20 protein-coding genes are annotated in these 23,045 nt (G+C 40.0%); 5 read left to right on the forward strand and 15 right to left on the reverse strand.

Going from position 1 to position 23,045, the window contains the following annotated elements; genetic code table 11:
* Positions 1-969, reverse strand: coding sequence for a quinone oxidoreductase family protein (locus LQ226_RS06730; protein ID WP_231417081.1), 969 nt, complete (start codon positions 967-969; stop codon positions 1-3).
* 42 nt (positions 970-1,011) lie between these two features.
* Positions 1,012-1,416: a VOC family protein gene (locus LQ226_RS06735; RefSeq protein WP_231417082.1), complete on the reverse strand. Its 405-nt coding sequence runs from the start codon at positions 1,414-1,416 to the stop codon at positions 1,012-1,014.
* A gap of 167 nt (positions 1,417-1,583) precedes the next feature.
* Between LQ226_RS06735 and LQ226_RS06740 the strand changes: the two genes are divergently transcribed.
* Together LQ226_RS06740 and LQ226_RS06745 are read left to right on the forward strand one after the other, a co-directional pair.
* Positions 1,584-2,129, forward strand: a complete 546-nt coding sequence (locus LQ226_RS06740; protein WP_231417083.1) for a hypothetical protein — start codon at positions 1,584-1,586, stop codon at positions 2,127-2,129.
* 344 nt (positions 2,130-2,473) lie between these two features.
* Positions 2,474-5,206: a glycoside hydrolase family 31 protein gene (locus tag LQ226_RS06745; protein WP_231417084.1), complete on the forward strand. Its 2,733-nt coding sequence runs from the start codon at positions 2,474-2,476 to the stop codon at positions 5,204-5,206.
* Positions 5,207-5,247: 41 nt separating this feature from the next.
* Here LQ226_RS06745 and LQ226_RS06750 read toward each other — a convergent pair whose 3' ends face one another.
* The 7 genes from LQ226_RS06750 to LQ226_RS06780 form a co-directional block, all read right to left on the reverse strand.
* A complete protein-coding gene (locus LQ226_RS06750; protein ID WP_231417085.1) occupies positions 5,248-6,789 on the reverse strand; it encodes a BCCT family transporter in 1,542 nt (513 codons plus the stop codon).
* A 273-nt stretch (positions 6,790-7,062) separates the two neighbouring features.
* On the reverse strand, positions 7,063-8,340 hold the full coding sequence (locus LQ226_RS06755; protein ID WP_354665908.1) for an Nramp family divalent metal transporter: 1,278 nt from the start codon (positions 8,338-8,340) through the stop codon (positions 7,063-7,065).
* A gap of 210 nt (positions 8,341-8,550) precedes the next feature.
* The gene (gene argF, locus LQ226_RS06760; protein ID WP_231417086.1) at positions 8,551-9,498 is read right to left on the reverse strand and encodes an ornithine carbamoyltransferase; all 948 of its coding nucleotides are present in this window, start codon (positions 9,496-9,498) and stop codon (positions 8,551-8,553) included.
* A gap of 13 nt (positions 9,499-9,511) precedes the next feature.
* A complete protein-coding gene (gene carB, locus LQ226_RS06765) occupies positions 9,512-12,712 on the reverse strand; it encodes a carbamoyl-phosphate synthase (glutamine-hydrolyzing) large subunit (RefSeq protein ID WP_231417087.1) in 3,201 nt (1,066 codons plus the stop codon).
* A complete protein-coding gene (locus LQ226_RS06770) occupies positions 12,699-13,778 on the reverse strand; it encodes a carbamoyl phosphate synthase small subunit (RefSeq protein ID WP_231417088.1) in 1,080 nt (359 codons plus the stop codon). The genes carB and LQ226_RS06770 overlap by 14 nt, the downstream gene beginning before the upstream one ends.
* Positions 13,779-14,009: 231 nt before the next feature.
* Entirely contained in the window at positions 14,010-14,423 is a 414-nt protein-coding gene (locus LQ226_RS06775) for a hypothetical protein (RefSeq protein ID WP_231417089.1), read from the reverse strand.
* Between the two features lie 104 nt (positions 14,424-14,527).
* On the reverse strand, positions 14,528-15,208 hold the full coding sequence (locus tag LQ226_RS06780; RefSeq protein WP_231417090.1) for a hypothetical protein: 681 nt from the start codon (positions 15,206-15,208) through the stop codon (positions 14,528-14,530).
* 287 nt (positions 15,209-15,495) lie between these two features.
* Here LQ226_RS06780 and LQ226_RS06785 point away from each other — a divergent pair, with 287 nt between their 5' ends.
* The 3 genes from LQ226_RS06785 (at position 15,496) to LQ226_RS06795 (ending at position 17,023) form a co-directional block, all read left to right on the forward strand.
* On the forward strand, positions 15,496-15,930 hold the full coding sequence (locus LQ226_RS06785) for a VOC family protein (protein WP_231417091.1): 435 nt from the start codon (positions 15,496-15,498) through the stop codon (positions 15,928-15,930).
* Between the two features lie 24 nt (positions 15,931-15,954).
* Entirely contained in the window at positions 15,955-16,344 is a 390-nt protein-coding gene (locus LQ226_RS06790; protein WP_231417092.1) for a hypothetical protein, read from the forward strand.
* Between the two features lie 145 nt (positions 16,345-16,489).
* Positions 16,490-17,023 (forward strand): DUF420 domain-containing protein, encoded by a 534-nt coding sequence (locus LQ226_RS06795; RefSeq protein WP_231417591.1) that lies wholly within the window; start codon positions 16,490-16,492, stop codon positions 17,021-17,023.
* A 60-nt stretch (positions 17,024-17,083) separates the two neighbouring features.
* Here the strand turns inward: LQ226_RS06795 and rsgA are convergent, their stop codons facing one another.
* From rsgA to LQ226_RS06825, 6 genes are all read right to left on the reverse strand, one after another.
* Positions 17,084-18,097, reverse strand: coding sequence for a ribosome small subunit-dependent GTPase A (rsgA, locus tag LQ226_RS06800; protein WP_231417093.1), 1,014 nt, complete (start codon positions 18,095-18,097; stop codon positions 17,084-17,086).
* A gap of 196 nt (positions 18,098-18,293) precedes the next feature.
* A complete protein-coding gene (locus LQ226_RS06805) occupies positions 18,294-19,760 on the reverse strand; it encodes an S-layer homology domain-containing protein (RefSeq protein ID WP_231417094.1) in 1,467 nt (488 codons plus the stop codon).
* A 295-nt stretch (positions 19,761-20,055) separates the two neighbouring features.
* The gene (locus LQ226_RS06810; RefSeq protein ID WP_231417095.1) at positions 20,056-20,484 is read right to left on the reverse strand and encodes a hypothetical protein; all 429 of its coding nucleotides are present in this window, start codon (positions 20,482-20,484) and stop codon (positions 20,056-20,058) included.
* A 127-nt stretch (positions 20,485-20,611) separates the two neighbouring features.
* Complete coding sequence (locus LQ226_RS06815; RefSeq protein WP_231417096.1) at positions 20,612-21,049, reverse strand: NUDIX hydrolase; 438 nt, start codon at positions 21,047-21,049, stop codon at positions 20,612-20,614.
* Positions 21,050-21,078: 29 nt separating this feature from the next.
* On the reverse strand, positions 21,079-21,945 hold the full coding sequence (locus LQ226_RS06820; RefSeq protein WP_231417097.1) for a hypothetical protein: 867 nt from the start codon (positions 21,943-21,945) through the stop codon (positions 21,079-21,081).
* 469 nt (positions 21,946-22,414) lie between these two features.
* Positions 22,415-22,777: a DUF4181 domain-containing protein gene (locus tag LQ226_RS06825; RefSeq protein WP_231417098.1), complete on the reverse strand. Its 363-nt coding sequence runs from the start codon at positions 22,775-22,777 to the stop codon at positions 22,415-22,417.
* Positions 22,778-23,045: the final 268 nt, after the last annotated feature.

Here is a 23,045-nt window from a genome sequence, read left to right on the forward strand (position 1 = left end):
TCATCTATTTACATTTATCACCAGTTTGCCTATGCTTCTACGGGACTCAACCCACGCATGGGCATCCCTTATCTCTTCAAGCGAATATTGTTTGCTTACAGGTATATGTAATTGTTTGGTCTCAAGCAACCTAAGTACTTCGTGTGCTGCCCCCCTAATAGTTTCCGGTCTTTCTTGTCTGGTGGTACCTAGACTATAACCTAATATAGATCGGCAGCTTTTATGTAACTGACTCGTTTGGAATTGACCAGTGTGTCCACCAGCATTTCCAAATTGAACTAACCTTCCATAGTGAGCGAGACAATTCAAGCTTTCTTTAGAAACTTTCCCTCCCACTGAGTCTAAGACCACATCCACTCCTCCCATTCTAGTGATGACCTCTTCACTAAATCGATCGTTAAGAAAAACATGATCTGCCCCTGCTTGATAGGCTATTTCTAATTTATCCTTATGGCCAACCACTCCAACAATCGTTCGCGCTCCCATCTGTTTCGCTAACCCTATGGCCGTTGTGCCAACACCACCTGCTGCAGCATGAATGAGAACCCGTTCCCCTAACCGTAAGCGAGCAATGTCATGTAACAACTTATAAGCAAGAATACCAACAGTCGGACAAGCAGCAGCCGTCTCATCGTTTAAGCGATTAGGAACCTTATACGTCAACGTTTCACTAGCCACAACATATTCCGCATATGAACCTTCTTTCGGAAACGCAATGACCCGTTGCCCAATTTCGATTTTCGAAACGTTCTGCCCCTTTTCAACGACTACCCCCATCGCATCTAATCCAGGAGTAAATGGAAAGACACCCTGCGTCCCGCTTCCCTTTCGCTTCTTGATATCGGCGAAGTTCACACTCGCCTTGTTTACTTTTATCAGCACTTCATCTTCATTGATCTCAGGTAGGTCCGCTTCAACTACGCACATAACTTCAGGTCCACCAAACCTTCTTACTTCAATCTTCTTCACTTCCATCCCTCACTTTGCTATATAATCACTTCTGAATTTTGATTAAATTCCATTTGTATTCATAAGCACTACACGCCACCCGTCCGGGTCTTCAATCGTTTTTCCTTTCTCCCTCCAATAAGGATTCTCAGGTTCTACTTCCGCATAGCCCATTTCACCGAGTCGTGCCGTTACCTTACTGATCTCTTCTTCAGAAGGGATATAAAAAACAAGTAAATTATCCTGAGTAGGAGCTTTACAAGGACTTCCGTCATCATGTTTAGTGAATTCTAAATGATAGGATAAGCCTGGTAGTCCGAGGATAACTCCATGGTACCCATTATGTCCGGAGAATTCGGTTAAGCGCCTCAGCCCAATCCCTTTCTCATAAAAACCTACAACCTCTTCAAATTGATCTGTTGGACGAGCCACTCTTACTTGCACAGCTGTGAAATCATTAAATTCCATTTTCATTCCTCCTCTTCAAGAATAATCTCATTATAAAGGAAGCATGAAACGGTGAATAATACGAGTTTTTTATAACATTCGATTACATTTTATTATCACAAAGACTCACAATGCGGACTTAATATGGATAGTATATAGCACTTACAACGGATTGAGGTGGATGGAATTTGCGTAAATCTCGACACTTTCTTTTTCTTATCTTACTTGTCTTTATCGCTATGACAGATTGGATTGTATGGTTTTTCTACCCGAAACCTATCCACCATACCCTTCAAGGAGTTCGTTATCAATTAGAAGCTGATAACCCTACGCTAGAATCGATTGAGGTTCATATTGAAGGCACAATCCAAAGAAAACTCACTCTAGAGAAAATCTTTAAGGGCACATTTGAGATCGACAAAAACCGGATCCCCCCAAATGTTTCCGGCTCGAATAAATTTGAAATTACACTGAACCTCTTACAAAATCGAGCCGGTTATATTCCAGATATTAGTCAGAAGCAGAATTCCGATACTTCTGAAAACTATGGTCTACTTTTTGCTAATGATAACTTTACCCAAATCACGATAGTAACATTACACAAGACAATTAATGATACAAACCAAGATAATAGAAACATCACTATTATTTCAGCCCCCAGTCCTATGGAAACCAAACCATTAGAGATATCAGAAAATGTTATAAGAAACCTTTTACATGATCCCATAGATTAGATTGATCTCAAGGAGACTTCAGCCAAGTTGTCTCCTTTCCCATACATGCATTATGATAGCAAGTTTGGATATGTATGACTTTCATACTCATTTTTGCTTAGTAACGTAATGAAAAAGAAACAGCTCAAAACTACCACACTTTTATATTTGTCATTCTTTTGTATTAATTTTTTAATACATATTTAAAACGAAAATTACTTTGTCACACATAAAGAAACCCCTTACATTAGCCCTTTCTGCTCACATATCACACCTCCTCCCTATAATTGACCACAACATCTTCTAAGCTGTAGAGTTATCTCTGCAATACTTATTCTTAAAATTTTTAGAAGAGGTGAAGAATTTTGCGTAATTCAAAAACAGTTCGAACATTAGCCACAGCCAGTTTGGCAACCAGCTTACTCATCCCTGTAGCCACTCCTTCCCACGTATTAGCTGTTGCAGATGTTTACCCAGAAAAGGAACTAAACAAGGAAGCCGTTGAAAAGCAAAAATTACAAGTCCAAGAGGTTCAGAAAGTAGAAAATGGTGTTCAACTGACACTTTCGAATAATTACCAAGCCTTCATCCGATTAAAAGCCGTCGACCTGGCGAAGGTTTCAATCCTAAAGCAAGGTGAGAAGAACGAGGATACAGCTGCTATTAATAAAACTGATTGGGATACTCCTTCTTTCCATCTTGAAGAGAACGAAACAAGTATTACTCTTTCCACAGATGAGATCACTGTAAGTATCCATAAAGAACCGTTTGGTGTTAAATTTATGGACTCAGAAGGAAACGTTATTAATCAAGATAGCATGAAGTATGGATCAGGATATGAAAATGGAAAACCATACGTATTCAAAGACACAAGTAAAAATGAAGATTTCTATGGATTTGGAGAACAAGCCGGTAAGCTTAATAAACGCGGAGAGAGCATTGGGATGTGGAATAACGATGCTTATGATTATAGTAAAGACACGAAATACTTATATACAACGGTCCCATTCTTTATTGGATTAAAAGATGAAAAAGCGTACGGGATCTTCTTCGACAACAGCCATCGCTCTTATTACGAAATGGCAAGCGAAAGCGATGATTACTATTACTTTTATGCAAATGATGGGCAATTAACCTATTACTTTGCCTACGGACCTGAAATTCAAGATGTTGTAAACCGTTACACAGAGCTCACAGGATCTATGCAACGCCCTCCTAAATGGTCTTTAGGTTTACACCAGAGTAAGTGGGGATACAAAACCGCGGATGAAATTAAAAACATTGTTGATACATACCGCGAGAAAGATATTCCTCTAGATGCTGTTCATTTAGATATTGATCATATGAATGGTTTTCGTAACTTTACATGGGGAGAAGACTTCACTAATGATCCTAAAGCATTCAATGATTACCTTGAGAGCAAAGGGGTAAGTTCCGTTGCTGTAAGTGATCCTGGTATTAAGAAAGACCCTGGGTATTACATGTATGACGAAGGTACAGAAAATGGATACTGGGCGACAAACCCGGATGGAAGTGCCTATGTGGGTGAAGTTTGGCCAGGAGAGTCTGTATTTCCGGATTTTGCCCGTAAAGAAGTTCAAGATTGGTGGGCTGAGAGCCATGCAACAATCATGGATGCAGGTGTAGACGGAATTTGGAACGACATGAACGAACCAGCAGTATTTGATACAGCAACGAAAACCCAACCACTTGATGTTCAATATGGAGATATGGATCATGCTGAATTTCATAATATGTTTGCCCACTACGAAGCTGAAGCGACTGATCAAGCCTTCGATGTGAACAAGAATAATACTCGCCCATTTATATTAACACGTGATATGTACGCTGGCTCTCAGCGCTACGCTACTCTATGGACAGGCGATAACGCAAGTACGTGGGAAGCTTTACAAATGTCTACTCCTATGAACAACAACGTAGGCCTTTCAGGAATTCCTTTCGTAGGAAATGATATCGGTGGATTTGCGAAGCGCCCTTCTGGTGAGCTATTTGCTCGTTGGCTTCAAATGGGAATGTTTAACCCGTTCTCCCGCATTCACGCAGATAATGGCAGTACCGTTGCCTTTGATACTGAAGCGAAGGATATACCAGGTCAAGAACCGTGGCAATATGGTCAAAAAGTCGAAGATATTAGCAAGAAATACATCGAAATGCGTTATAAACTTATGCCATACCTTTACAATACATTTATACAAGCAAGTATGGATGGTACGCCAATTCAACAGCCACTTGTCTATCAATTCCAAAAAGATGAAAACACCCATGATATTGATCAACAGTTTATGTTCGGTGAATCACTAATGGTAGCACCGATCGTTGAAAAAGGCGCTACTTCTAAAGAAGTTTATCTTCCAAAAGACGAAAAATGGATTGATTACTGGACAGGCGAAGAATATAAAGGTGGTCAAACCATAACAAAAGAGGCTGACTTGTCTACCATTCCACTTTACGTTAAGAAAGATTCGATTATCCCAAAACGTAACGTTCAGCAGTATACAGGTGAGAAACCTCTTGAAAATCTAATCCTTGATACGTATGTCGAGGATCAATCAAACTACACATTCATTGAAGATGACGGAAGCACAGAAGATTATCAAGATGGCGAATTTAATAAAACACAGTTCCATGTCCAGAAACAGAATAAATTCTTATATACATTTAACCAGGATAAGAAAGTCGAGAGCTATAACTCCGAGCTAACTTCATACACTGTGAAGTTACACAATGTAATGAAACCACATTACATTCGAAAAGGTGATAAATTCTATCAAGAAGTAAGTAGCAGTCAAGACGTGAAGGAGACACAAGAATCCTATTACTATGATGAAGATAATCATATACTATATACAAATATCCCTTCAGGTGAGGAAAAAGAAGTTAAAATGCTCGTTGATGGTACTGATAAATCCCAACCACTCGAGAAGAAGATCGAGAAGTTCCATAATGAAGATACCAAGTTAGAGAATAAGCTCAGCAAAGGTAATAAAAAAGAAAAAGCTCTAGAAAAACTTAAGCAAGTTTCCCAAAGCAAGAAATTAAGAATGGCTCAACAAATCGAGAAAGCTTCAAACAAATAATATTTAAAAATGCCCTGCCATTTTCTTTGGCAGGGCTTTCTTTACTCAGAAGCCGACGTAGCTACTTCTTCCTTCCACTTTTTTCTTTCCTTTAATTGAGTACCCCTTTTAAATTCTAAATTCACAGCTTTATAGAAGGAACCGCACATCAGAAGGAGAACAACTGAAAATGGGAGGGCTGTGATGATTAAAACATTTTGCAACCCTTGCGTACCTCCGAAATAAACAATAATCCCTGCAACAAATGAAAGCATAATCCCCCAAACAATCTTCACCATGCTTGAAGGTTCTAGAGAACCATTTGAAGTTAACATTCCTAATACAAAAGTAGCGGAGTCTGCTGATGTAATGAAAAATATCGCAATGACAAATACGGTTATGAATGACATTAACGTACCAAGAGGGTAATGCTGCAGCATCCCAAAGGTAGCTGTTTCTAATGCATATTGAGAGATCTCAGCTACGCCACTCTGCTCTAATTCAAGAGCGGACACACCAAATACTGCAAAGAAGACAAAACATACTAATGAAGGCACTATTAACACGCCTGCCATAAACTCTCTCAATGTTCTCCCTTTCGAGATACGAGCAATAAAGATTCCAACAAACGGTGACCAGGAAATCCACCATGCCCAATAGAAAATGGTCCATGAATTAATCCATCCTCGGCTCTCCTCGTTTAGAGGTGCAATCCGAAAGCTCATATCTACAAAGTTGGTAAGATAATTCCCTAGCGAATTTGTGAACATATTCAATATATGTAAGGTAGGTCCAACGATAAACAATAGAATTAAAAGCGCGAAGCCAAGACCCATGTTAATATTACTTAAGTATTTAATTCCTTTATGTATTCCTGAATAAGCAGAAATGATAAATAAAATGGTAGAAATACCTAAAATAATCATTTGCACACGGTAGTTAGACGGTGCCTGAAATAAAAATGATAGCCCCTCATTGATTTGTGCCGATCCGAATCCTAATGTAGCGGCAACACCAACAACGGTTGCAAACACAGCTAACGTATCAATTAATTTACCGAGCATTCCTCTCATTCTTTGCTCACCTAGAAGCGGAATAAGTGTAGCACTAATTAGCCCTGGATACCCTTTATGAAATTTGAAATAAGCTAACACAAGCGCCACAATACCGTAAATGGCCCAAGCAGATACTCCCCAATGAAAGTAGGAATACTGAAGTGATTCTTTAATTGCTAAATCAGAACCAAGTTCAGCATGTGGTGAACTCTTAAATGCATGTGAGATCGGTTCAGAGGTCGTCCAAAATACCATCCCCATTCCCATACCTGCACTAAAAAGCATGGCAAACCATGTTGGTAAGCTAAAACTCGGTTGATCATCTTCTGCCCCAAGCTTTAATTTCCCAAACTTTGAGAAAGTCAAATAAACACAAAATAGAAAAATAACTGCAAATAGTAAAAGGTAATACCAACCAAACCGTTTCGAAATAAATGCAGTAGCCTGACTTGATACTGTTTCTAAATTCCCCGGTGCGAAAACACCCCATAATACAAACAAGCTACAAACCGTGACGGCATACCAGAATACCGCTGTTACGCTCTTCATAAACTTTCACCCTCCTTTTTCTCTCCAAATTACATAAGAATTGGAATACTACTAGTTACCTCTTTTAAAACACAACAAAACCACTTTTTTCTATTTTTACATAACTTTATTTTTTCTTGAATTACACAAAAAAAGCCTTTAATGTTCAATTTCTGCATTTTAAAACTTTCTTACCATAACATATTATTGTGTTACTTAAAGAAGAGAAAGAAAAAGTGGCCGCGAATGGTTCTTCTCCATCCACGGCCACTTCCTCTATACTCCCACTCCTATTTAAAAGAACTTTTCGATAATGGAATGAACAGCTAAAAAGCCAAATAATACGATACAAAGTGATAACACGACATTCGATAGTGCTGTGCTGCGATAATCTGTAGAAATTCGTGAAGAATTTAATAACCACAATAAGGTTCCTGAAAGAAATGGCATAAATAATGCGCCGAGTGCCCCATAAATGATAATGAGTTCAACAGGTTTACCAAACAGCAACAACAACATAGGTGGAAACGTCAGCCAACAAAGATAGGCCCTATAGGCTGGGTCCTGATCTGAGACGGGTGTGTTCCGCTTCTTCTCCGTTTTATAAAACGGACGAACAAAATCTGCAAATAAGTAAGGAATCCCATTCCATACTCCAAGTAATGATGAAAAGGCAGCAGACCAAAACCCGATTAAAAATAACCAACGTAACAGAGGATTGAATTCACTTCCCATTCGGTCCGCTAGCGTAATTAAACCTTGATCCCCATCAATGGAGATGCCTGTCCCAAATAAAAACTGGCTTCCGATAATCAATAGGGCCAAAGTGAAAAGCGTCGTAATGAAGTAAGCTACTTTCGAATCTAGCCGCATGACGCTCATCCATGAACTCCCTTTCCACCCTTTCTCTTTCAACCAATATCCATAGGAAGCCATCGTTATGGTTCCTCCGACTCCCCCTACAAGCCCTAAGGCAAGCATGAGTGATCCATCTGGAATTCTTGGAGCAAATCCTTCAATCATTAAATCAAATTCAGGTAAAAATAATAGCGCTGTTCCAATGACTGTAACGAACATAACCCCGATCAGGATCATCATCACTCTCTCGAAAAAGCCGTATCGCCCTAGCCAAATTAATGAAAATCCAACGACTCCATGAATCATGGCCCATGCCCAAATAGGTAATCCAGGCACCATCGCATTCATCGCCATGGCGGTTGCCGAGGTTGCTGCTGCCCCGTACACAAAACCCCATATCACAATATAGATGCCAAAATATCCAGTTGTCCATTTACCCAGTGAGCGCCAACCTTGTAAAATCGTCTGACCAGATGCAAGATTCCATCTGCCAACCCCTTCATTTAAAAAGTATTTCAGTATGGCTCCAACTACAATGGCCCAAATAAACGTAAGTCCATAACCTGTCCCTGCTACAAGTGCCGCTACGAGATCACCTGTACCTACCCCTGTTGCAGCTGCTACAAAACCGGGTCCTACCTTTTTCAATCTGCCCATGAAAGTAGCAGGAGCCGCCAATAGATCTCCATTCCTCTGATTTACCTCCGTTTGCAAGCGAATCACCCCTTATTATGTATGCGTTTTCAACTTAATTTCCATTTTCTTATATTAAAGTAAAAAATTCAATAATATCAGAAAATTTAGTCAAAAACTCCCCTTCACTAATAGGTAGGGTTAAATAGATGCCATAAAATAAAGGCCATTCCCCCTATAGAGAATAACCTTTATTTTTTAATACCTTTATATTTTTTCTGCTTCATCAAACTATTGTTCTTTACTGTCGTTCACTTTCAGTAAATATTGAAGGATAGCTTTATGAACATGCAGTCGGTTCTCAGCTTGATCATACACTACAGAATGAGATCCATCTATAATATCAGAAGTCACTTCTTCTCCTCTATGTGCTGGTAAGCAATGCATAAAGATGTAATCTTCTTTCGCTACAGCACACAGGGATTCATTAACCTGATAAGAGGTAAATACTCCTTCACGCTCTAACTGTAAATTTTCCTGACCCATACTTGCCCAAACATCCGTCATAATTACATCCGCATCTTTTACTGCAAGAAAAGGGTCATGTGTAACAGATACATAGTCGTTGGATAAAGCATTCATAACGTCTTCCTTTGGTTCGTAACCTGGCGGAGTGGCCACACACAACTCCATGCCGACTGTACTCGCCGCTTCAATTAACGAATGTGCCATATTATTCCCATCTCCCACATAAGCTACTTTCACAGATGGCAATTCACCCTTTATTTCTTCAATCGTCATTAAATCTGCCATCACCTGTGTAGGATGATGTAGGTCAGTTAGTCCATTGATAACAGGTACCGTAGCACTCTCTGCAAACTGTTCAATCATGTCATGGGAAAATGTGCGAATCATGATTGCATCTACATATCTAGATAGAACCTTCGCTGTATCCTCAATGGTCTCACCACGCCCCAGTTGAAGGTCATTGGAGTTTAAATACAACGCACTCCCACCAAGTTGAAACATCCCAGCTTCAAAGGATACCCGTGTACGCGTCGACGCCTTCTCAAATAGCATCCCGAGCACTTTTCCCTTTAAGTATGGATGCGGAATTTCTTTTTGCTGCAAATCTTTCAGGTAATGTGCTTGCTCAAGAACAGATTGAATTTTTTCAAACGTCCACTCTCCAATAGTTAAGAAATCCTTGGTCTGACTAAGATGGTCTTTTAGATGCATACTCATCCTCCTCTTATTTTGTGACTACCTTTTCACTAGACTGGTGATACGTTTGTAACGAGGTCACTTCTTGCTCTCGTACACTCGTTTTCAATTGCATTCGTGATAGTTGATCGATATGCGTCCAGCATGGCAGCCCAAACTTGGTTGCTAGTGCTCTTATTTGAAAGCCTGTACGCAACTTATCCCGACCTTTCGTTGGCGTGCAATAAACCATATTGATACACCCCTGCTCCATCAGAGCTTCAATCTCTTTTACATCTCTTGAGACTCGTTGAATCGGTAAGCCTAACTTTTCCATATAATCAGATGTCCCAGGGGTTCCGTATAGGTTGATTCCTTGTTTCACAAACCGTTGTAGGTCTTGTAACTGATCTGTATGATCAAGAGAGCTAAATGAACAAAGGATCCCACCTTCTGTCTGAGCTGCAGTAATTGACTTTGCCAAAGCATCTTCTTTTGTATAAGATAGCCCTAGTATTTCTCCGGTAGATTTCATTTCAGGACCTAAGAAATGATCAACATTCCCTAGTTTTCCATTTGAAAAAGCTGGTGCTTTGACCGAGAAAAACGGGGGCTCTTCTAATAGCTCCATCCTGTCATGGACATCCTTTAACGGAATTCCTAGTTGAGCCTGAACGGCCCAATCAATAATCGGAATGCCTGTAACTTTACTTAAAACCGGTACAGTTCTTGATGCACGCGGATTTACCTCGAGAGGATAAACCGTTCCTCCATCGATGACAAATTGAATGTTAACCATACCAACGATTCCTTGATCCTTCGTCAGTTTCTTTGTCATTTCTATCATTTTACTTTTCTCTTCCTCAGTCAGGGTTAAAGGCGGAAAGATAGCTGTACTATCACCCGAATGAACGCCCGCTCGCTCAATGTGCTCAAAGATCCCTGGGATGATAACGTCTTCCCCATCACAGATTGCGTCCAGTTCACATTCTCTTCCATCTATATACTGGTCTAAAATCATGGGCCATACTCGATCTGAAGACAGTTGCAATTGCTTAATATAGGCACGAACATCATCACTGGACCTCAAGATATGCATGGATTCCCCTCCTATAACATAAGAGGGTCTTACCATTAGAGGGAACGATAAGTCGTCGATGATTTCCTCCATATCTCCCACATTCTTGGCAAACGAGCCCTCAATAGCAGGGAGGTCTAAACGCTTTAGTATTTGATAGAATCGATTTCGATCTTCCATACCTGATATGGCCTTAACGGGCGTCCCGGCAATATTCACACCATGTTCTTCTAATTGAGCGGCTAAGTTGATCGCTGTCTGTCCACCGAATTGAATGAATACTAGATTAATCTTCTCCTTTTCTATAACAGAGAGGACATCCTCAAGTGCAAGAGGTTCAAAATATAGACGGTCTGCCACAGAATAATCTGTGCTCACGGTTTCTGGATTATTATTCATCACAATCGTTGTATAACCGCTTGCCTTTAAGGCTTTAGCTGCATGAACAGAACAGTAATCAAATTCAATTCCCTGCCCAATCCGAATGGGGCCAGATCCAAGGACGAGTGCTTTGTCTCTGCTGTCATGGACCACTTCATCGCTACCCGTCCATGTAGAATAATAATAAGGAGTAACAGCTTCAAACTCTCCTGCGCAAGTATCTACTTGTTTATATCCCGGAAGTACACCTACACTCTTTCTAAAGGCTCTGAATTCATGAAGGAACATCTTTAAGCAATCAGCTATCCATTGGTCGCTAATGTTGAAGCGTTTAAGTTCCCATAGTTCAGCCACAGATAAGACAGCTGTTTCTTTTACACGATTTTCTAATGTAACAATGGCACTCATCTTGTATAGAAACCATGGATCAATACTGCTTATAGCGTGAAGCTCCTCTACGGGATATCCTCTATTGAACGCTTCAGCAAGCAAGAAAATCCGCTCATCAGTTGGATTAGTGATACTCCTCATGAGCTGTTCATTAGAAAGATGGTGAAAACGGGTTGATGTTAAACTATGCTGATGAAGGTCAAGAGATCGGATTGCCTTGTTCAAAGCACCTTCAAAGGTACGGTCCATAGCCATTACTTCACCAGTTGCCTTCATTTGGGTATTCAGCGTTCGGTTCCCTTCTTTGAATTTATCAAAAGGAAAACGAGGCAGCTTTACGACGATGTAATCAAGAGCAGGTTCAAAAGCTGCAAATGTTTTCTCTGTAATGGGATTTTCGATTTCATCTAAATGGTAGCCAATGGCGCATTTTGTGGCGATTCTGGCAATCGGAAACCCTGTAGCCTTCGATGCTAAGGCAGACGACCGACTCACTCGAGGATTGACTTCAATGACTTTATACGCATCTGATTGTGGATCTAACCCAAATTGGATGTTGCAGCCGCCCACAATATTTAATGCGCGGATTACTTTAATAGATGCTTCTCTTAGTAACTGATACTGACGATCTGATAACGTTTGTGAGGGAGCAACTACTATTGAATCACCTGTGTGGATTCCGACAGGATCGACATTTTCCATATTGCAGACAATTGTGCACGTATCATTCGCATCCCGTAGCACTTCATATTCAATCTCTTTCCAGCCTAATATACTTTCTTCAATTAGTACCTGATTAATGGGGCTTGCATGTAACCCGGACCGCACAATCTGCGCAAGGTCTTCATGGGTATAAGCGATCCCACCCCCTTCTCCCCCTAATGTATAAGCAGGGCGAATAATGAGTGGAAATCCGACAGTCTTTGAAAACTCGTCTGCTTCTTCTATTTTATGAACTCGAGTTGAGACAGGAATCGGTTCACTTAATTGAAGCATGAGGTCTCTAAATAAATCTCTGTCTTCTCCTCTCTCAATATTATCAACCGAAGTACCTAACACCTCTACGGTATAGCGATCCAGCACCCCGGTGTTTTTAAGATCGATAAGCAGGTTTAAGGCGGTTTGCCCTCCAAGAGTGGGCAAGATCCCATCTGGTTTTTCTTTCTCAATAACCTTCGTAACGGTATGTACATCCATAGGCTCGATGTATACTTCATCCGCCATAACCGGATCCGTCATAATGGTGGCAGGGTTGTTGTTGATCAGAATGACTTTCATTCCTTCTTCTTTTAATGCGAGACAAGCTTGCGTCCCTGAATAATCAAATTCAGCCGCCTGTCCAATCTTTATCGGTCCTGATCCAAGTACGAGTACCGTTTTCAAATCCTTACGAACTGGCATAGGCATTCTCCTTTACTGTGGATATAAAGCTTTCAATCATAAAGCTTGTGTCAGAAGGACCAGCATGGGCTTCAGGATGGAACTGAACACCACAGACAGGCAATGAGGTATGGATAATTCCTTCAACGGTTCGGTCGTTCACATTTTCATGTGTGACCATAAATGGAGTGCGTATTAAACTGTGGTGCATCACTTCATACCCATGATTTTGAGAAGTCATATAAATTTTATTCGTGACTAAGTCTTTGACCGGGTGATTCCCTCCTCTATGCCCGTATAGAAGTTTGGTAGTTGTAGCCCCATGCGCCAAAGCGATTAGCTGATGACCAAGACAAATACCTAAGGAGGGATAAGTTTCTGTTAGTTGTTTAATCACCGGATAGAACGAGGCTAGTTCTTCAGGATTCCCTGGCCCGTTACTAAATAGGACACCATCTGGCTTTAACGAAGCGATTTGTTCAAAAGTAAAAGAGTAGGGAACAACCGTCACTTTACATCCTTCTTGTTGCAAAGATGTTCTGATTGACTTCTTGTAGCCATAGTCCACCACAACAATATGGGGCCCACTCCCCTCATAATGAATCGCCTTCTTTACAGACACTTTCTCAACAGTAGGACCATTTTTCTGATCTGGCATATAGTCTGAAGCTTTCTTTTGAAGAGAAGCTACCATTCTCCCGCGCATCGTCCCTTCCTTTCGAATCAACTTCACAAGAGCTCTTGTATCAACACCAGCAAGGCCACTTATATGATGCTTTTTCATATAAGACACGAGAGAATTTTGAGATTGATAGTGACTAGGAAGATCACACGCCTCTCCAAACACCGCTCCTGATAGGGCGTGCATGTTACTCTCCCCATCTATATCGTTTATCCCGTAATTACCTATCAGAGGATAACAAAATACGATCACTTGATCCGCATAAGAGGGATCCGTCAGAATTTCCTGATACCCTGTCATGCTAGTATTAAAGACTACCTCCCCGTCTTTATCTTTAAAATCGCCTACTTGTACCCCTTCAAAAACGACGCCATTTTCTAATAACAAGTATCCCTTTTCCTCCATGCGCCCCGCCTCCTCTAAAGATCAACATACAAATATTTATTCATTATTTTGTATAAAAAGTGGAATAAAACCTTTAATTACGAATTATTATACATAAAAGAGAATTAATATACAACTATTTTTCAGCCTTTTTAGCAAATTTATTTTACTTATCATCTTAACAATCAAAAATTTACGCTATGCGCAAATAAAAAGAGCACGTTCTGCTGAACAGAACGTGCTCTTTTTAAATTAATTACCCGTGGCGCTCATCGTAGCTACAGCAGCTACAATAGGAAAAGCAAGTAATAGTGGAAGGCAAACCATAAAGAGCATTCGAAGTTTCTCTTTCTTTACTTTATCTGCCTCCCCGTACAGACTAAGGTATTCTTTAAACACATGTCCCCCATTAATGACCGTTATCACAGCTACAAGGATAAGTGGGGTGATCGGGTTAATGGTGGACTGTTCAAGGGTAGTAAACCCAACGACTACTAACGCAATTGGAATAATTTCTGTTACAGCTACACCTATGAATAATTTCGTCTGGATCGATTGAAGGGATTCTGGATGATGGCTAACGTTACGAAGCGCTTTCCGTGAAACAAAACTGATTCCGCTTGTAGCGATTAGTACAGCTATTACAAAATAATAGATCGGATCCAATCTGATAACCTCCTTTTATTTGAAATGTATGTATGGGCTCCTTCATTATACAAGAAAGTCCCGCTCACTTTAACTGGAAATTAGAGTGAACGGGACTTCAACGATTACTCTGCTAATTCTACAAATCTCGCATAATTGGATCGATCGGTTCCTTCTGCATAGTTAAACGAATACTGCTCAAGTACTACACTCACTTTCGCAGTTTCTCCCAATTCAAGATTCGTTGCTTTTTCACCTAATGCCTTTTCTAACTCTTGCTCATTCTCAAAATGCAAATAAACCTCTTGTTTATCGGCGTTACCTTGAACGTGGGGGACGTTGTTAAGATCCTCATTTATAATGAAGATATATTTATCATCACCCATCTCATTTAAAGCTAAGTTGCCTTTCCCTGTAAACTGACCTTCAAAGTCAATGAAATAAGCCGTACTCGGGCTTTCTGTATCCACTTCCTTACTCGTAACAGTAAGCCCCGCTACTTGATCGCCCTTTTCAATAGATTCTGGAGAAAACAGACCAGAAGATTGGTCGGTTGATGTTTCCTTATCTTCCGATTCATTCTCTTTATTTTGTTCGTTTGTTTCTTCTCCATCATTTTGTTCTTTATCTTTGTCTTGCTCGGTGAGCTCTTTTACTTGTTTCTGAAGATCTTTATTCTCTTCTTCCAACTGCTCCATTTTCTGAGTCAGTTCATCCTTCTCTTGTTCTAATTCATCCACCGCATCTCCGTCTGTACAACCAGCCAACAATAATGCAGCGGCAATGCCTAATCCGATTCGCTTCATAGTACCATCCTTCCAATCTTTTCATCTTGCGGAAAATTCACAACGCTCATTATGTCAAATATTACAATCTAGCGCAATCCATCTAAAGTTACAGTTCCCTCAATATGAGCGCAAGGTGGGTCTGGAAACCACTCGCTTTCCTGTGGGGAGCTGGTGAGACCTCCTAAACCAACAACGGACCTTGAGCAGAGTTATACTATGAGGTTGGATTTTCCAGTTGAAAAGGAAAAAGATAGAGTAATAGAGAAAGTGTTAGGTTAGAAAGCAATTTTAAAGGAGGATTTTCAATGTTCCAAATGCACAGTGCTTTTATCCCGGTAACGAATATCGAGCGTTCTAAGAAATGGTATGATGATCATCTCGGCCTGATTAAAGTGGATGAATGGGAGTCCGGAACTGATCACGGGGTGGGGTTTGTTTTTCCTAGAGGAAATACAGGGATTGCGTTAATTGAAGTAACGGAACCTCAGTCTACTGTCTTCACTAGAAAAGGCAATCAACCTAATGTTTATTTCAATTTTTTGTCCGATGATATTGAAAAGGACTATCAAACTTTACAAGATAACCATGTCACCACTACCCCGATTCGACACTCAGAAGAAGTAAGCACGTTTGACTTTGAAGACCCTGACGGCAATTTATTCAGTGTGGTTCAGGAGGCTTCACATTCGCCCTATCATGAGCGTCATATAAAAGATCTTCAAACCCAACACGCAGAATGACCTAACAGGAAAGAAGGAATTGTTATGGGCATTTCTCAAAAAGCGCTCCTTCCTTTTGTACTCATTCTACTAAGTTTATTCGGGTGTGGCGATGACCAAGGAATGTCACAATCTTTTACGACTCAGAACCCTAGACCAGCTGATTTTCTTGACCAGGAAGACGCAGATATCTTCGTCTTAAATGGCATAGTTTATTCGAATGCTGAGGGTTTGGAATGGGTCAGCGAAAAAGAATACACATTAGGAGAAAAGGTCGGGGAAATTACAGAGCAAGCCAAAAAAGCAGAGGAGTTTGGGCATGGGACAGCAAGTCAGTTGCCGGTCGGAACAAGTATTTTTAAAACAAACACGGTCATATATATTGCTGTCGTTAATCAAAGAGAAATCCGTTACATCCAAATGATTGAAGGTTAGATTGTCCACTATAAAAGGCACTGTTTAGTTTTCTCAACCAAAAAAATTAACAAATTTGTCACTGTTGTGGCGAGTTCAGTAGTGAATCTTGTGTTCATTTTCGCTATACTCGGAAATGAACCATTTATTTTAGAAAGGTTGAGGGATCTTGCAAATTGAGAAAAATTACAACTATGTACCATGGGTTGTGGGTCTATCTATTGCCATTAACGCCATTGTCGTAGCCCTTTTATTCATACCGGAAATTGAAAGCGGGTCAAACTTTGACATTACAATCCTACCGCTATTAAATGCCATATTAAATTCATTTACAACGGTATTCTTGCTCGCTGCTTTATTTATGATTATTCGAAAAAATGTCAAATGGCATAAACGCTTTATTTTTGCCGCGTTTACATCAACGGCACTATTCTTAGTTTCCTATCTTACTTATCACTCTATGGCGAGTTCTACATCCTACGGCGGGGAAGGAATTATTCAGTATGTCTATTATTTCATCCTGATTACCCATATAGTGTTAGCAGCAGTCATTGTACCACTTGCGTTACTTACGCTTTTCCGTGGACTCTCCATGAAAGTAGACAAACACCGTAAAATTGCACGCTGGACCATGCCTTTATGGCTATATGTCAGTATCACCGGGGTCATTGTTTATCTAATGATTTCTCCTTATTATTAAACTCAGCTAGAGTGTAATCTCCAAAAAGGTCAGCTTCCTATATGGAAGCTGACCTTTTGTTTATCTTTTATGGGCTTTAGGACTGTGTAACATACGGTTCACTCGGTGAGTGCTGTACTGTTCTTTCAGTGCTAAACGATGCAATTCTCTTTTTAATTTCTCATAGTTTTTTAACCGTTCATGGTCAAGTTCTCCTGCTTCAATGGCTTGCTTCACTGCACAACCAGGTTCACTACGGTGTTTACAATCTCGGAACTTACACTGAAGGCTCAGTTGTTCGATGTCAGAGAATGTGGCATCTACTGCTTCTTCATTCCCCCACAGCTGCAATTCGCGCATCCCTGGCGTGTCAATTACCGTTGTCCCATTTGGAAGAGAAAACAGCTCACGGTGAGTAGTCGTATGGCGACCACGATTATCATCCACACGCACTTGTTGAGTGAGTTGAATTTCCTCACCCATTAAACGATTTAAAAGTGTTGACTTCCCTACTCCAGAGGATCCAATGAAAGAAATGGTCTCATCGGGCAGTAATTCCTGCTTCATTTCTTCTATTCCTTCTCCCGTAAGGTTATTCACCGCATAAACCGGGGCTCCTGGGGCTGTAAGCTCAAGTTTTTGTAATCGTTCATTCACTTCTTCACACAAATCTGGTTTGGTACAAATAATGACAGGGAGCGCTCCACTTTCGTACACCTGTAACACATATCGTTCAATCCGTTTGAGATTAAATTCATTCGTCAAAGCAGTAACAATAAAGACTTTATCAATGTTGGCAGCAATAATTTGCTCACCATGCGTCTCCCCCGCCCTCTTTCGTGACAATAATGTACGCCGGGTTAAGACACGTTGGATAAGAGCCTTCTCGTTGTTATCGTAGGGAATAAATACAATCCAGTCCCCTACGGCTGGTAATTCCCTGGGGTCTTCGGCAATATGATACAAGCTTCCAGCAAGACGCCCTTCTAAGGTTTGATTTTCAGTGAAAACTGTATAATGTCCATGGGTAGCTTTCGCAATACGTCCTACCTTTTCTCCTTCTGCTACCTTGAACTCTTCATTAAATCCGTTCATTCCATTCCTCCATTAGATAGGAGGACGCAATCAGAGTTGATGTGCCCTCCATTGATTTTGTTTTTGTAATGGTTGTTTAGAATATAGTCGTACGTTTGCCATAACACATCAACTCCTCGCAATTTAGTGTTCCTTTAGTATATCAGAAAATTTCAATAAATCTACTGAATTTCCCAAAACTTGAAGATTAAACAAGTTATTCCTTCGCTACTTTCCAATACTCATACGCGTGAACAGCATTGCCGTGGTAACTTGGACGGTCATTAAATTGAGTTTCTGTTTCATCTAGTTCCTCTTCCATTACTTGCTTACCTTCTTCGTAAAACGAAATGTGCTGATTGGCTTTCATCTGTTGCATTTCTACAGATATGATTAGCTCCTTATCCAGTTTTTCCGCGAACTCCATTTCTTTCTGAGATACATCAACAATTCCATTTGAACCTGCTGCTGAATCCCTGAATGCCATTAGTGTTGTGTGATCCAATTGACTAATAAACCACTCACTGAATGGGAGGTCTTCTTCGCCTGGAGTTTGGTGATCATCAAGCCATATGGCTAAATCAGCGCTTGTCTCAAGGTCTGAATCTTTCTTCACTTCATCCACAAACGTTTCTATGTTCGATTTCCAGGTCTTTAAGACATCTTCTGATGCACCATCCCAGTTCTTTAAAACATACGGTTCAATATCGAGGTGAATACCATCAAATCTTTGTCTTGGTGGTACCACTTTTTGATAACTCGTTACATAGTCAATGAACATATTCAGGCGTTCTTCACCTGTTTCAAGAGCCCAATTTGGATGACCTCCCATAGCGTGTACCTCGATACCTGCGTCATGAGCCTTCTCTACAAATTCGTTATAAACAGTAAAATCTTGCGTTCGATCTAAGCGAGTGTAGAGTAAGTTAATATTCTTTTCTTTTGCAAAAGCTATAATTTCATCAGGTTCTTCTATAACATTTCCAGCATGCCATATGTAGGTTCCGCGAATATCTTCGTTGTCGATCGATTCAAAATCAGGATCTTCTTTCGCGTTAGACAAATAGTTCTTAAATTGGTCATCCATCGCACGAGCTAAAAAGATGGAAAATTCAGCTCTCGTTGTAGAATCATTAGGTCGGAATGTAGTGTCAGGAAAGCCAACAGATATACGATTTGACGTGACCTCACTCACATATTTCCTATTCCCACTAACATCTTCAAACTCTTTAGAGATTGGTTCGTTCTCCAGATTATAGGCTCTTGTTAGAATGGCCGCCATTTCAACACGTGTAATATTTCGATCGGGCTCAAATGTATTCGAATTCGTTCCCTGAATAATCCCTTCATCGACTAAGGTTGCTATATATTTATAATGAGGGTGCTCTTTCGAGATGTCATCAAAATCCGGATCTGGACGATTCTCGGTTGATAATCCTAATTCTCTTGTCAGCATAATGGCTGCTTCCATACGGGATACATCCTCTCCTGGACGGAAAGATCCATCTTGGTACCCCTTTATAATCTCGTGTTCTGCCAAATACTGAATCTCTTTTTTCCCTGTAATCTCTTCATTTACATCAGGAAATTGTGTTTCACCATGAGCGATTGGTGTGTTCCAAGCCGCCCCTGCGACTAGGCTTGTTAATAAACCTGCTGTCATTTTCTTTTTAAAACCACTCACTTAAAATCCTCCTCTTCCTTCTTTACGTTACTTCATCACATCATAGATGTTCTGTGATGATTTCATCCGGTTAGAATCTTCGAACAATTCATCTAGTATCATGGGGGTGAAAAAAGACACATTATTTCATTAAACTTTCATGCGGAATAAGAAAGACCGTCTTAGAGAGGAATTTGAGAGGGTAAGGAGAAGAAAAAGGTATAAAAATCCTACAAAAGACCACCTCCAACTTTATAAGAAGCTGAAAATGGTCTTTCTCTAATCTATAATGTCATTCCATTTTATCTGGTGCCTATTAACGAAAGGACGTCTTACGTATCCAATAAGCAAAAACCATCCCTATAACAAGCAGAATAGCGATCAGACTGATCCATCCAACAGGTAAGGCAAACCCATAGTTGTACTCTTTCTCCCAGTTTGCTTTTACGTAAGTACCGTTTTGATCTTTTACCGCTATAGCTTGATCTGTTGAAACCCCTTCTATGGCGTAATAGTTTGTACCCTTTTTGTAAACGTTACTGAAATTGCCCCCATACTGTTCCATATCAGAATATCGCGTAACCTGACCAATTCTATCCCCTACATCAGTCACAACTTCATCTGTAACCACATATAAATTATTGTCCCATACCACAAACGGATAAGCCCAAGAAGTCGCCATTGCTTTTGTTGGCACCATTACTAATATCAGAAAAATAATACCTCCCACAAGTAAATGTTTCATCACATTCCCTCCCACTTACTATGTCGCTCTAATCACAAGAAGGTTTCAGTAATACTGACATGTAGGCAGGCCGTTATGTTTAATGAGGGGCTCTGAGGAACAACTAGTTTTAAATTGTAGTGGGTCTTTACAATGAGAATAGTTCTTTAGATTGAGCTAATAATACCGCATAACATAGCTCTGCGTCTTTGTATATATTCTTTTGAATACGTTCTATACAATCATTGACAGGAAGAAAGCTGACCTCAATCGTTTCATGCGCCTCCAATCTTTGTCCGAGTTGTTCAGAAACCTCATTCGTAAAGAATACATGAGTCACCTCATTAGACATCCAGGGTGCCGGCCACAGCTCACCTATATAGTGTAACTTCCCACAACAAAAGCCTGCTTCTTCCCTAAATTCTCTTCTTGCTGCATCTTCAAGCTTTTCCCCTTCTTCTACTCCCCCTCCGGGTAATTGTGTAATATTCATGTGAAGAGGTTCTCTATATTGGTTAATAAGGATAAAGGTATTCTCTATTTGAGCAAGGACTATTACAGATTCTTCACGATCTTGATTTGTCATTTTTGTTTACCCCTCACTGATATAAGCGTTTAGCTATGATTAGAACCCAATTGATATGTAATGAGAACGTCACCTTTCATAAAAGGGAAGGTGTCCATCAGCCACATAGCATAAGGACTAGTCGTATCAAACTCACCCTCTACCTTTTTTACTCCGGTCCCTTGTGCGAGTGAATATTGTAATTGAATCACATCGTATAACCTATCTATACAATCTATTTCATCTACCCCCAACCATCCTTGTTCCAAGATATCAGGATCGCCGGAATTGTGAAGAAAAGAAAAGCCGGTTACTCCGTCAGTATCTGGATCAAGTAATACAAAGCTCTCCTTTTTCAACACATAATCATTTAATAAAAGTTCCTTCCATTCATAGGGGTTCATATCTTTTACTGGATTTCCTCTATGAGTTTCTTCATATGTTCTTTTAACGAGCATAAACAATTGTTTACTTACCCTTGCGTCCCCCAATGCCCATTCAAGCGTTTTAATATAATCAGTCTTCATTTGTGTACCCTTTACTCCTGTTACATCAAGGCATGAGAGATAGGTTTTACGTAATTCTATGAATCCCTTCTTTTTAAGTTGGTACCCTTTTTCGTGTTCAGATTCGTCTACTATGATTTGAAAAAAACCTTCGTCCGAAACAGGCTTCCATAACCCTTCACCTTCAATCTCACTCCATGAATAACGATCGCTCCGAAAGATATTTATATAGGTCGCATAGGGGTGGAGTTCATTCTTCCATCCAATTAACAAAGCGACTAACTCCTCTTCTATGTATGTTCCATACACCCACTCTAAACCTTGTTGGTTTAAAAGCCCTTTAATCTTCCGCTCATCTTTCCATGTAGCTATGAACTTTTGAAGGTTGTGGGATTGGTATATAGGCTCCATTCTAGTAAACACTTTTCATCTCTTCCTTTCACTTTTACAATCGTCCCACTTACACAAATATAAAGGGCCACTTCTTTAATAGATGCGGCCCTTGTCACTACTTAGTTGTTATCTGACTCCTCTGTGCCCCAATCATACCCAGACTTTTTCCAATTGATTAAGAATAAAGCAGGGGCCAAAATCATTAAAACTGCAATCAATAACTGCATACCCTCTCCCCCTTTGACTACCGTAGCATTTATGCATAAATCTAGTATTCCAAAAACCCACCAAAACATCAACCACAATATTCCATCTAATTGCTTGAAAAGTTCATTTTCTTTATGTAAGATCCTAAACTTCTTCTACACTTAATCTGTTTAACTTTACTCTGGTCTATTTCAGAGTCATTAAAAAAGAGCTTTCCTTTTCTGGTTGAAAGACCTATTCCAGTTAAACTACACTTCCACCTTCATAAGTCCCCACTTCCTTACATAAAGCCTGCAAATAAAAGGTCAATATTATATATCGTAAACAAACCAAGGGCCAAATAGACGAGTGTGATGATATATTCCTTAGACCCTTTGATAAACATCCACTGCATGAAAGCCTCATACCCAAATTGAATGCCAACAATCGCCATGTAATACCACTTAACCTCTTCAGGATCTTCAAAGATCGCATAAGTTAACACGCTGATGGCTATGAGTACAGTCATCCCCCTTCCGAAGCGGTCCACGTGTTTTCCCTTGGTATCTGTAATGGATTGACGTTCGATCTTAAATTTCTTCCTGAGCAAGTATTCCAAACTTAAAATCAACAGCAATAAAATGACTAAAACAACAAAGGTCATATACGTCCACCTCCTACGCGCCTATTATAAACTATTCATAAAAAGCTAAAGTATTAACACTCCTAATTTCTAACCTCGATCTTATGCTCAGAGACTCTAGTACCAAACACTCAATCCCCACATTTTTCCACACCGCCATTTTATAAATTATTTCAGATTTATCACCGATTTACAACGTAATTGGATAAATTTGAACATTGTAAGAACATTCCTTTAAAATACTGTTTTTTACATCATACGGGAGTATAATAAAAGTGTAGAAAGATTG

Source organism: Pontibacillus sp. HN14 (assembly GCF_021129245.1).
GTDB lineage: Bacteria > Bacillota > Bacilli > Bacillales > BH030062 > Pontibacillus.

What these genes read in the sequence shown, in the direction of transcription:
- LQ226_RS06735 (WP_231417082.1), bottom strand. Translation starts at nt 1,416, where the DNA reads ATGGAATTTAATGATTTCACAGCTGTGCAAGTAAGAGTGGCTCGTCCA.
- LQ226_RS06750 (WP_231417085.1), bottom strand. Translation starts at nt 6,789, where the DNA reads ATGAAGAGCGTAACAGCGGTATTCTGGTATGCCGTCACGGTTTGTAGC.
- argF (WP_231417086.1), bottom strand. Translation starts at nt 9,498, where the DNA reads ATGCATCTAAAAGACCATCTTAGTCAGACCAAGGATTTCTTAACTATT.
- carB (WP_231417087.1), bottom strand. Translation starts at nt 12,712, where the DNA reads ATGCCAGTTCGTAAGGATTTGAAAACGGTACTCGTACTTGGATCAGGA.
- LQ226_RS06770 (WP_231417088.1), bottom strand. Translation starts at nt 13,778, where the DNA reads ATGGAGGAAAAGGGATACTTGTTATTAGAAAATGGCGTCGTTTTTGAA.
- LQ226_RS06780 (WP_231417090.1), bottom strand. Translation starts at nt 15,208, where the DNA reads ATGAAGCGAATCGGATTAGGCATTGCCGCTGCATTATTGTTGGCTGGT.
- LQ226_RS06785 (WP_231417091.1), top strand. Translation starts at nt 15,496, where the DNA reads ATGTTCCAAATGCACAGTGCTTTTATCCCGGTAACGAATATCGAGCGT.
- LQ226_RS06790 (WP_231417092.1), top strand. Translation starts at nt 15,955, where the DNA reads ATGGGCATTTCTCAAAAAGCGCTCCTTCCTTTTGTACTCATTCTACTA.
- rsgA (WP_231417093.1), bottom strand. Translation starts at nt 18,097, where the DNA reads ATGAACGGATTTAATGAAGAGTTCAAGGTAGCAGAAGGAGAAAAGGTA.
- LQ226_RS06810 (WP_231417095.1), bottom strand. Translation starts at nt 20,484, where the DNA reads ATGAAACATTTACTTGTGGGAGGTATTATTTTTCTGATATTAGTAATG.
- LQ226_RS06815 (WP_231417096.1), bottom strand. Translation starts at nt 21,049, where the DNA reads ATGACAAATCAAGATCGTGAAGAATCTGTAATAGTCCTTGCTCAAATA.
- LQ226_RS06820 (WP_231417097.1), bottom strand. Translation starts at nt 21,945, where the DNA reads ATGGAGCCTATATACCAATCCCACAACCTTCAAAAGTTCATAGCTACA.
- LQ226_RS06825 (WP_231417098.1), bottom strand. Translation starts at nt 22,777, where the DNA reads ATGACCTTTGTTGTTTTAGTCATTTTATTGCTGTTGATTTTAAGTTTG.